Source organism: Streptomyces sp. NBC_00249 (assembly GCF_026342355.1).
GTDB lineage: Bacteria > Actinomycetota > Actinomycetes > Streptomycetales > Streptomycetaceae > Streptomyces.
The window spans coordinates 43,810-53,102 of sequence record NZ_JAPEMV010000014.1 but is presented as its reverse complement, the minus strand read 5'-3'; the positions used below and the strand labels follow the sequence as shown (position 1 = coordinate 53,102).

Below are 9,293 nucleotides of genomic sequence, written 5' to 3'. Positions count from 1 at the left end.
AGTCGGAGGAGGTGGCACAGGTGGAACAGTCAATCGAGCCCAAAGAGGAATTGACGGACACGCAGGTGCCTAGGCAGGAACGACAGCAGCACAAGACGGAAGCCCGGATCGTGGCCGTCTGCAACCAGAAGGGTGGAGTGGGGAAGACGACGACCACCATCAACCTGGGGGCGACCCTCGCCCAGCACGGCCGCCGCGTACTGGTGGTTGACTCCGACCCGCAGAAGAGCGCGAGTTCGGCATGGGCCCGCCAAGCCATTGCGCGAGGTGTCGATCTTCCCTTCGATTACACGTACGAGGTGGAGCCCGACAAGCTGAACCGTCTTCGGGGCGCGGGCTACCAGGACGTCCTGATCGACACCCCGGGCTCGCTGGAGAACGAGGAGCTGCAGGGCTGGATCATCGAGAAGTTGGCCGATGAGTTCATCATCCCGCTTGAGGCCGCCTACCTCTCCCAGGATCCCACGCTGGCGTTCATGACCCGGTACATCCTGCCCACGGAACGCCCTGCCCGCCTGTTGCTGAGCCGGACCGACCCCCGCAGCCCCAAGGTGCCCGGCTCGGACGACCTGAAGGACGTGGCGGCGATGAAGGCCTGGGCTGACCGCCAGGGATTCAACTACTTTCGGTCCTATGTCCGGACGTATGACGCACACAAGGACGCGCCCGCACTCGGGCTGACGGTCACCCAGTTCACCCGTGCCAACGCCGGGCCTCGCTTCGCTCTTGCCAAGGGGGATTTTGCGGGTGTCGCGCTGGAGTACATGGTGAGTGCGTCGAGCCGGGCGGGAGCGTAGCAGTGGCCCGGGTAAATCTCGGCGACACCGAAGGTCCTAGCGATCAGGACGTTCCGGAGTCCAGCAGTCGGACCAGCGCACCACCGGAGAAGCCGTCTGTGAAGGCGGAACGGGTTCCCCGGGGGCAGGTCGCAGGCAAGGAGAAGTTGCAGCCCTACATCACCACCGAGGTCGCCGAGGCCGCCCGGAATGCTGTGGTAGCCACAACCCCCTATGAGGGCGGTTACCAGTCCCTCTCAGACCTGATCGAAGACGCCATCAGGGAGAAGCTGACGAGACTGGAACGGAAGTTCAACGAGGGTGAGCCGTTCGCCCAGCGACCCAGGAAGAAGATCCGGACCGGGCGTCCGCCGGCTCGGTAGACAACACCTCTGCCAGAGGGGTGTACCTGGCACCTGTAACACATCTAACACCTACGCCAGGCATCTCGCCGCGCGAGCAAAGAAAGCCCTGAGGACGCCCGACTACCACGAAGCGCGTCCCCAGGGCCCACAGAAATGAGGAACAGGTCCCCATGTACCAGCACCACGTTAAGGCCCGCCGGCGTCAGTCGATGACCACACCGGCCAGCCTGGCCGGAAGCGCGCGGACGGAGTCCGCACGATGACCCTCCGCCCGCTCACCGAGTGGACCAGCGCCCACCCCATCGTGATGATCCTCGGCGCCACGGCCCTGGCCCTGGCAGCCGGAGCCATCGGCATGCGGCTTTGGAAGGCGCGGGATGGAGACCGCCGCAAGCTGAGCGCCGGCACCGTCGCCGCCATCCTGGCGTTCGTCATCTGCACCTCAGTGTCCCTGAACACCGGTTTCCGGTTCACCGGGGACACGGTCAGAGGATTGGGCATGACGAGCATGCCCGAGAGGATCTTGGCTTGTGCCGCCTTTGAAAGCTTGATCGCCATGTGTGTGCTGGGCGCCCGCGAGCGCATGGCCCGCCCCGAGGGCGACCACAGCCCGGGGTGGTACGGGTCAGCGGTGTGGATCTTCGCTGGTCTGTCTGCCGTCCCCGCATGGGCCGAAGGCGGAGGCCTTGGGCCCGGCACGCTCGTACGGATCATCGTCGGTTCTTTCGGCAGCGCGCTGGCCGCTCACTCCGCCCTCGGGCTGGAGCTGCGGCACCGCACCGGCGACGAGTCGCAGACGGCCGGGGCCCAGATCATTCGAGAGCTGCGCGAGCGCCTCATGGCCCGCATGGGACTCGCCCACCGCGCCCTCTCGGCACAGGAGATCGCCCAGGAACGCGCCATGTTCAAGGCCGTCGACCTGGCCGACCGCTACGAGCGTCTCGGCGACAGCAAGACGAAGCGGCGGGGACGGCGGATCGCACGCCGCATGGGCGTGTGGCAAGCCCGAGCCGGCGTTGGCACGGACGATGCAAAGCGCGATCTCTACCGTCAGCTGGTGGCACACCGCCAGTTCGCGACGGCCCTGCACGTTGGAGAAGACGAATCCCCGTGGGCCCAGCCGAGCGCGGCCCGACGGCGCGCGCGTGGCCTGGAGGACCTGGAGGAGCACGCCGGGCACATCGAGAACCTGGCCGACGAGGCCGAGGCGGCACTACTGGCACACATCGGTACACCTGGCACAACCCTGGTGGCACACGGTGGCACAGCGCTGCCCGCGCCGCGTGCCGAGGCCGTGCCCCCGCTCGACATCGACCCGGCCGACGAGGAGGAAGCCGACTGCATCGACAGTGGCGAGGAGCCCCCCAGCGAGCCGGCTACCGCAGCGGCGGCACACGGTGGCACACCGGGCATCATCACGGCACGGGTGCCGCAGGACACCGACGAGGACAAGCCGCAGCAGACAGAGCGGCCCCCCTTGAGGGACCTGAGGAGCTACCCGACGAAGCGGGCCGCCATCGAGGCGCTGTACCTCCACCGCATCACGGAGGACGACAGTAGGCCCACCAACGCGATCGTGGAGGAGTTGCGGGCGGAGCTCCAGGAGGCCGGCATCACGTACGACCGGGGACCGGCCAACCGCTACATCGGCCTGTTGCGGGGCCAGGCAGACGAGAGCGGAGCCGAGGCCGAAGACCGCGAAATGGTCGACGCGTGATCCAGCCGACCACAGGGGGCGTGGCCGACCAGTCGCGCCCCCGGCACGCCGTCGGCACACGTGTGCCGGACCGGACCCCAGGGGGACTCATGAGCAAGAGGACAGATACCGAGCTGGTGGCACAAGGCACCCGCGGACCGGCCACCTCGCGAGCACTCGCCAGCGTGCCCGGCCCGCGCGCGGCCGAGGTGGGCGAGCGGCTGGACGCCGCCAGCGGCCGCGTGCGCCTGGCCATCGAAGCCACCACCGCCATCCACACGGCACGCCAGGAAGCAGGACAGGCCCACCGGGACGCCGCCCAGGCACGGACGGAGGCACAACGAGCCGAGGCGGCGGCCGAGGCGGCACAGAGCGAAGCCGAACACGCCCGCGCGGCCGCCGACGCGGCCCGCGAGCAACTCACGGCACAGCGGCAGCAGCTTGCCGAGGAGACGACGGCACACCAGGCCGAGGTACTGGCACGGGGGCAGGCTGAGGGTGCCCGTGCCGTTGCGGTGCAGCTCGCCGAGCAGGCACAGCACACCGCCGAGGAGGCACACACCACGGCCGGCATCCTGCGCGGGCAGCTTGCCGAGGTGCGCCGAGAGCTCGCCGAGGCACACCAGGCCCAGCAGCGTGCCGAGGCCCGGGTGGAGGCATCGGAGTTGGCACGGGGGCAGGCTGAGGGTGCCCGTGCCGTTGCGGTGCAGCTCGCCGAGCAGGCACAGCACACCGCCGAGGAGGCACACACCACGGCCGGCATCCTGCGCGGGCAGCTTGCCGAGGTGCGCCGAGAGCTCGCCGAGGCACACCAGGCCCAGCAGCGTGCCGAGGCCCGGGTGGAGGCATCGGAGTTGGCACGGGGGCAGGCTGAGGGTGCCCGTGCCGTTGCGGTGCAGCTCGCCGAGCAGGCACAGCACACCGTGGAGGAGGCACACACCACGGCCCGCGAACTGCGGGGGCAGCTCACCGAGGCACACCAAGAGGTGGACGAGGCACGCCAGGCCCAGCAGCGTGCCGAGGCCGGGGCGAAGTCGGCACGGGCGGAGGCGGAGGAGCTGCGCGGTCGGCTCGCCGAGGTCGAGCAGTCGGCACAGACCCGGGTGGAGTCGGCACAGGCCGGGGCGAAGTCGGCACAGGCGGAGCCGGTCCAGATCGGCAGCAGGCCGAGGCGCCAGCCGCTCAAGAAGCAGCGGGGCGGACGGAAGTAGCTGCACCATTGATTGGCGTGCACACGCTAAAACGAGGGAGGGCCGCACCCCATGACAGGGGTGCGGCCCTCCCTCGCGTCAGCGTTCAGTGACTCAGAGCGTCCCGTTCCGAAGCGCGTCGACCACCGCGGCGAAGGCGTCTACCGGCACGGCCACCACGTCGCCGTGGGGTTGCTTGGAGTCTCGAAGGCCTACCCACACGCCCACGGGGGCGACTTCGACGCACTCGTTGTTGGCGGCGCTGTAGCTGCTGGTCCTCCACGGGGCGGCCGCGAGCTCAGCGGCGGTAGGGGGGCTCTGGGGGGTCATCGGATGTGCTCCTGTCGTGCCTGTTGCATCAGGGCGATGCTGTGTGCGGGGTCCGCCGCATCACGGTGGAGGTAGTCAAACATGATCTTGTAATCGGCGATGTCGGAGGGGGCGTCGAGATAGAGCCCCTTCCGGTGGAGTTCGAGGTACACCACTGACATGGAAGCCATGGGGTTGCTCTCGTCATCCCTGCCGAGGACAACGAAATGCCCGCCGCTGCCCGCCGCGTGGGCTCCGATCGAGGCCGGCAGAACCTGGATATCCACGTTGGGCCGCTCGGCCATCGTGCACAGGTGGTCGATTTGCTCGACCATCACATCCGGATCACCCACGGACCGGCGAAAGACCGCCTGATCGAGGACTACCCAGAGGTGAAGGGCCGGAGCGCGGTCCAATACCTCTGCCTGTCGCCTCATGCGAGCGTCCACCCGACTCGCGATCGTGTCGGAGTCGAGGCGCACGTCACTGGCCCGATGGAGCGCCAGGGCGTATCGACGCGTCTGGAGGAGGCCCGGGAAGAGCGAGTTCGCCCATACGTTTTCGTACTGGGCGTACGCCTCAAACGAGACCAAGGGGTCCAGGATTTCAGGCACCGCGGGGTGATCCATCCACCAGCCGGACTCCTGGTCCGTGACGAGCCTCACCAGGCCGGCCCGCTCGCTTGCTGTCGCGCCGCAGGCCTCCGCGATTGCCCGCATTGTCGGCACGCGGAGCCGTGCCCGATCCTGCCAGCCCAGGTATCGGTTGACGGTGCCTACGGACACTCCCGCGAGCTTCGCTACCTCGTTCTGCTTCCGTCCGGACCGCGTGAGGAGGGCTTGGAGGCCGCGGGCGATCAGCATGCGGCTCGCCGCCCCCGTGGTCCCTCGTTCGGTCACGTCGCCCCCTCGTAGGTGCCCGCCGCGAGGCCGCGCGGCGGAGCCGTCAACGGGGAGAGCGTACGCGGGAGTCGACACCTCGTAATCCCCTCATGGGGCCTCACCCGGTCGGGGGGGAGTTCAGTCGTTTGGGTACCGCTCATTGAAATTCAATGGCAGTGTATTCCATGGCTACACGCGGTGCCGAGGCGTGCGCTTTCAGTGATCAACTCGGCCGGGTGTGTGGCCTCCCACGAGCGCGGACGACAGGGATCGAGCCGATGCCAACAGGCGCCGCAGGTACACCGTCATCACGAGCAGACATTCGCAGCATGGTCCTGGACCCACTCAAGGTCACCCACGCGCAGACCTCCCGCTTACGCGGTGAGGCATGCGCCCGCTGCGGCTCCAGGGACGGGCTTCGGCCCGCCGGGTACGCGTACACCGCTTCCGAAGGCGCCGGACGGCTCGGCTGGCCGGTCAAGGTGTGCCCGGCCTGCCCAGCCAACTGGCGGCCGTGATGGTCCCCGAACCCGCGAACATCGCGGCCCACTGGGCCGCCAGCTGCCACGCCCGCCCGCCCGAGGTCTGGAGGGAGTGGGAGGCGGGGCTAGCCGTCGCCCTCCTGCCGGCCGGACGTTCCTGGGACGCGGTGGCCATGTCCTACACGGCCATGCAGGCCGTCGCCCAGGACCAGCAGGACCCCCAACTGTTGGACCACGCCGCGATTCTCGCGGACATGAAGCTCGACCTCTGCTACCTCTTCGTCCCGGTCGGCGCCGCCAGCTCGTGGGACGTGCCCGGCACCACCCCCCTCGGTGAGTCCTGCTGGCTGGTCGCCTCCCAGCCGGGCCGCCGACGGCAGCAGAGCGCCGGGACATGGGTCCAGGAAGCCACCCTGCACGACCCCCTCGTGGACGCCGACCGGCTGAGGGCTGCCCTGCTACGAACCGCGGAGGTACACCCGTGAGCACCGAGACCACCACGACCGCCCCGGAGCTGTCCGGCATCACGGTCCGGCCCCAGCTCTACCCCGTGCCCGCCCAGGGCCTGACCCTCGCGCAGAGATCCACGGCCCGCCGCGAGGCCGAAGGCCGCCACCAGACCTGGGAATACCCCGGGTACGACGAGGCCACCCCGCACCGGGCGGCTTTCACCGCAGGCCTGGCGTACGGGATTTGGGGAGTCCGCCCCGAAGAGGCCGAGGCCCTGGGCCAGCTCACCAGGCACCTCACCACCCACGCCATGCGCGTACTGCCCGCCCCCCGCTACATCGTGACCGCACGGTGGACCGGCGACACCGCCACCGTCAGCGTGCTCGCCCGCCACAGCCGCGCCGACGGCCCGAGCGACCCCGGCGACGACACCGGCGTACGCAAACTCGCCGACTCCTGGGGCACCAGCGATCTCGCAGCCGGGCCCTGCATGTACGCCGCCGCCCGGCTCTCGCTGACCTGAGGCAAGGCAAGGGGGCGCGGGCGTCTCGCCCCGCGCCCCCTTGCCGCCGTCCCCCTTACCCGGAGGCACCCGTGATCCACGTCTACGTAGGCCCCACCCTGCCGCCCAAAGACCCTCCGCTCAGAGGGTGGGCGATCCGCAGCCTCCCGCCCGCCCGGCACGGCGACCTCGAAGACCCGGCGATCCAGAGCGGCCATACCGTCGTTCTCCTCGACGGCGTCGACCACCAGGCCCCCGCCCTGCGGCACAAAGAGATCCTGGCCGCGATCTCGCGCGGGGTCCGCGTCATCGGCGCCGCCGGCATCGGAGCCCTCAGGGCCGCCGAGCTGCACGATCACGGCGTGATCGGCTCGGGCCGGATCTACAAGGCGTACGCGCGCGGTGAGCTGACCGGCGACGACGAAGTGGCCGTATGGCAAGCGCCCGACGGCGACCGGCGGGCCCAGACGTGGCCCCTCGTGAGCCTGCGTCACATTCTGCGGATCGCCGAGCGTGAGCGCGTCCTCAGCACCCGGTCCGCGACCTTGTTGCTGTCCGCGCTCGCCGAAGTCCCCTACCAGCAGCGCACCAAGTCCGCCATTCGCTCCCTGAGTCTGCGAATCGCCGGCGCCGAACTGCTCGCCTGGGTACGGGCGCAGCGCACCCATGACCCGCACTGGGGCGACCTGAAGCGGAGGGACGCCTTCGGCGCCCTGGCCCTCGCCCGGTCGCTTTTCCCCCCGCGCCCTCGCGGCAGCCTTCCCGTTCCGCCATCCACCGACTACACCCGCGCATGGACCAACCGCCTGGCCACCGAAAAGGTCGACGGCCAGACGCTCCCCACCAGCGCACGCCTGGCCTACCAGCAGATTTTCGACCCCCTGTTTCCGCAGGTGTGGAGCCAGTGGCTGGAGCACCTGGCCCGGCAGCCCGATCCGGTCGAGGTCAGTCGGCGCCTGGCCTACGTGCTGGACGACAGCACCGACCCCGCCCCGGCCCCGCATCTCGTGTTCCGGCCCGTGCCCGACCTGCGCGACCCGGACACCATGGCCCGACTCCTGGTCCGCGAGACGGCCGCCGACCGCGACGCGGTGGCCCGCTACGCCTCGGACCAGGTGCGCGAATCCATTCCCGAGGCCACCGACGACGCCGTCGCCCTCAGGGCCCTGGCGAAGTTGTGGCGGACCGACGCGGCCGGCATCGAGACTGCGGCGGCCGCCCGCGGATTCCACAGCGCGCAGGACACCATCGACCACCAGAAGCGCTTTGTGCTCGGCTTCCTGGCGGACGCACCCGAGAGGACCTCGTGATGCTCAGCGACCGCATCCAGCTCGACGGCACCATCCGCTCCCGGGCCCCTGAGCAGACCTGGCAGGCCCTGGCCCCCGAGCTTCAGCCCCGCTACGGCATCAGCCGCGTCGCACGCCTCACCGGACTGGACTCCCTCCGGCTCCCCGTCCACACGGCGATCCGTCCCGCCTCCCAGACACTGACCGTGACCCAGGGCACGGGAGCCACAGATCTCCTGGCCCAGGTGTCCGCCGTCATGGAGGCGATCGAGCTGTGGCACACCGAGCAGCCGCTCTCCACCCACGATTTCGGGTCCTACCGGGAGATCGCCCCGGCTTACCCCTTCTCGGCGCTGCCGCTCAAGGCCGACGCCCCCGGGCTGGAGCGGGTCCGGCTGGAGTGGACGACCGCCACCGGCCTGATCCGGGGCACGGGAACCCTCGTGCCGAGCGACATGATCCGCCGCACCGCCCAGCGCGACACCTGGCAGCCGGACATCCTCCGCACCACCAGTACCGGACTCGCCGCCGGCAACAGCCCGGAGGAAGCCGCGTTGCACGGCATGTTCGAGGTCATCGAGCGGGACGCCCTGCACGCCGACGACCTCAGCGGCGGCAGCCACCGCACCCTCATCGACCCACTCACCGTCGAAGACCCCTACTGCGCAGGCCTGATCGGCCGGCTCGCCATGGCCGGGGCCGCCCTGGAGCTCGTGCACGTCGAGAACGCCTACGCCATCCCCGTGTGCACGGCCTACCTGTGGTCGGAGGACTACCCGGTATGGGCAGCTGGAGGCGGATGCCACACCGACCCCGACATCGCACTGTCCCGGGCCATCACCGAGGCCGCCCAGAGCCGCCTGACCCGCATCGCAGGCACCCGCGACGACCTGCCCGCCGACGACCTGTTCAGCCGCCCCGCACCAAGCCCCCTGCCCGCACACTCCGCCACACTGACGCCCTGGGGCCAGCTGACTGCCGACGCGCCGCCCTGGCACGGCAGATTCGCCGACCACGCCCGCACCGTGGCCCGCCGCATCGAGGCCGTCACCGGCTACGAGCCTCTGTGCGTGGACCTGACCCAGCCCGACGAGCAGATCAGCGCCGTCAAGGTCATCTGCCCCGGCGCCCGCTCCCTGACCAGGAGGGCGATCCCCCGATGACAGGTACTCCCGAGTCGCTGTGAGCGGTGCGACCCCTGCCCCCATGCCCCGGGCCGCCTGAGGCTTCAGGGGGAGTCCGGGTGAGTGGCGGTGATACCCCCTTCCCCGTACGCCGCCGCTCTGCATGCCACGGTTCCGCTCGCGTAGCCCCGGCTCCGCGCCGCCAGGTGGGTGGCCGTCGAAATTCGTC

General features: G+C 70.1%; 9 protein-coding genes and 1 pseudogene. 8 read left to right on the top strand and 2 right to left on the bottom strand.

The features are described 5' to 3' along the window. Window positions 1-50: 50 nt before the first annotated feature. The 4 genes and pseudogenes from OOK31_RS39500 to OOK31_RS38620 form a co-directional block, all read left to right on the top strand. A pseudogene (locus tag OOK31_RS39500) lies at window positions 51-416 on the top strand (ParA family protein); the annotation flags it as partial. Between the two features lie 479 nt (window positions 417-895). After that, window positions 896-1,159: a hypothetical protein gene (locus OOK31_RS38630; RefSeq protein ID WP_267092133.1), complete on the top strand. Its 264-nt coding sequence runs from the start codon at window positions 896-898 to the stop codon at window positions 1,157-1,159. A 241-nt stretch (window positions 1,160-1,400) separates the two neighbouring features. Continuing rightward, complete coding sequence (locus OOK31_RS38625) at window positions 1,401-2,858, top strand: hypothetical protein (RefSeq protein WP_267092132.1); 1,458 nt, start codon at window positions 1,401-1,403, stop codon at window positions 2,856-2,858. A gap of 89 nt (window positions 2,859-2,947) precedes the next feature. Then, window positions 2,948-4,048 (top strand): hypothetical protein, encoded by a 1,101-nt coding sequence (locus tag OOK31_RS38620; protein ID WP_267092131.1) that lies wholly within the window; start codon window positions 2,948-2,950, stop codon window positions 4,046-4,048. Between the two features lie 93 nt (window positions 4,049-4,141). Here the strand turns inward: OOK31_RS38620 and OOK31_RS38615 are convergent, their stop codons facing one another. Beyond that, the gene (locus OOK31_RS38615; protein WP_267092130.1) at window positions 4,142-4,357 is read right to left on the bottom strand and encodes a DUF397 domain-containing protein; all 216 of its coding nucleotides are present in this window, start codon (window positions 4,355-4,357) and stop codon (window positions 4,142-4,144) included. Further along, window positions 4,354-5,199 (bottom strand): helix-turn-helix transcriptional regulator, encoded by an 846-nt coding sequence (locus tag OOK31_RS38610; protein WP_267092129.1) that lies wholly within the window; start codon window positions 5,197-5,199, stop codon window positions 4,354-4,356. The genes OOK31_RS38615 and OOK31_RS38610 overlap by 4 nt, the downstream gene beginning before the upstream one ends. Window positions 5,200-5,701: 502 nt before the next feature. On the opposite strand from OOK31_RS38610, the gene OOK31_RS38605 reads away from it, so the two are divergent. The 4 genes from OOK31_RS38605 to OOK31_RS38590 all read left to right on the top strand — a co-directional run bounded on the left by OOK31_RS38605 (window position 5,702) and on the right by OOK31_RS38590 (window position 9,103). After that, window positions 5,702-6,184, top strand: coding sequence for a hypothetical protein (locus tag OOK31_RS38605; RefSeq protein ID WP_267092128.1), 483 nt, complete (start codon window positions 5,702-5,704; stop codon window positions 6,182-6,184). Next, window positions 6,181-6,672 (top strand): hypothetical protein, encoded by a 492-nt coding sequence (locus OOK31_RS38600; RefSeq protein ID WP_267092127.1) that lies wholly within the window; start codon window positions 6,181-6,183, stop codon window positions 6,670-6,672. The genes OOK31_RS38605 and OOK31_RS38600 overlap by 4 nt, the downstream gene beginning before the upstream one ends. A gap of 71 nt (window positions 6,673-6,743) precedes the next feature. Beyond that, window positions 6,744-7,961 (top strand): TfuA domain-containing protein, encoded by a 1,218-nt coding sequence (locus OOK31_RS38595; RefSeq protein ID WP_267092126.1) that lies wholly within the window; start codon window positions 6,744-6,746, stop codon window positions 7,959-7,961. Beyond that, window positions 7,961-9,103 carry a YcaO-like family protein gene (locus OOK31_RS38590; protein WP_267092125.1) on the top strand — a complete coding sequence of 381 codons (1,143 nt, stop codon included), beginning with the start codon at window positions 7,961-7,963 and terminating at the stop codon, window positions 9,101-9,103. The genes OOK31_RS38595 and OOK31_RS38590 overlap by 1 nt, the downstream gene beginning before the upstream one ends. Window positions 9,104-9,293 lie beyond the last annotated feature (190 nt).

What these genes read in the sequence shown, in the direction of transcription:
- OOK31_RS38615 (WP_267092130.1), bottom strand. Translation starts at nt 4,357, where the DNA reads ATGACCCCCCAGAGCCCCCCTACCGCCGCTGAGCTCGCGGCCGCCCCG.
- OOK31_RS38625 (WP_267092132.1), top strand. Translation starts at nt 1,401, where the DNA reads ATGACCCTCCGCCCGCTCACCGAGTGGACCAGCGCCCACCCCATCGTG.
- OOK31_RS38610 (WP_267092129.1), bottom strand. Translation starts at nt 5,199, where the DNA reads ATGCTGATCGCCCGCGGCCTCCAAGCCCTCCTCACGCGGTCCGGACGG.
- OOK31_RS38590 (WP_267092125.1), top strand. Translation starts at nt 7,961, where the DNA reads ATGCTCAGCGACCGCATCCAGCTCGACGGCACCATCCGCTCCCGGGCC.
- OOK31_RS38620 (WP_267092131.1), top strand. Translation starts at nt 2,948, where the DNA reads ATGAGCAAGAGGACAGATACCGAGCTGGTGGCACAAGGCACCCGCGGA.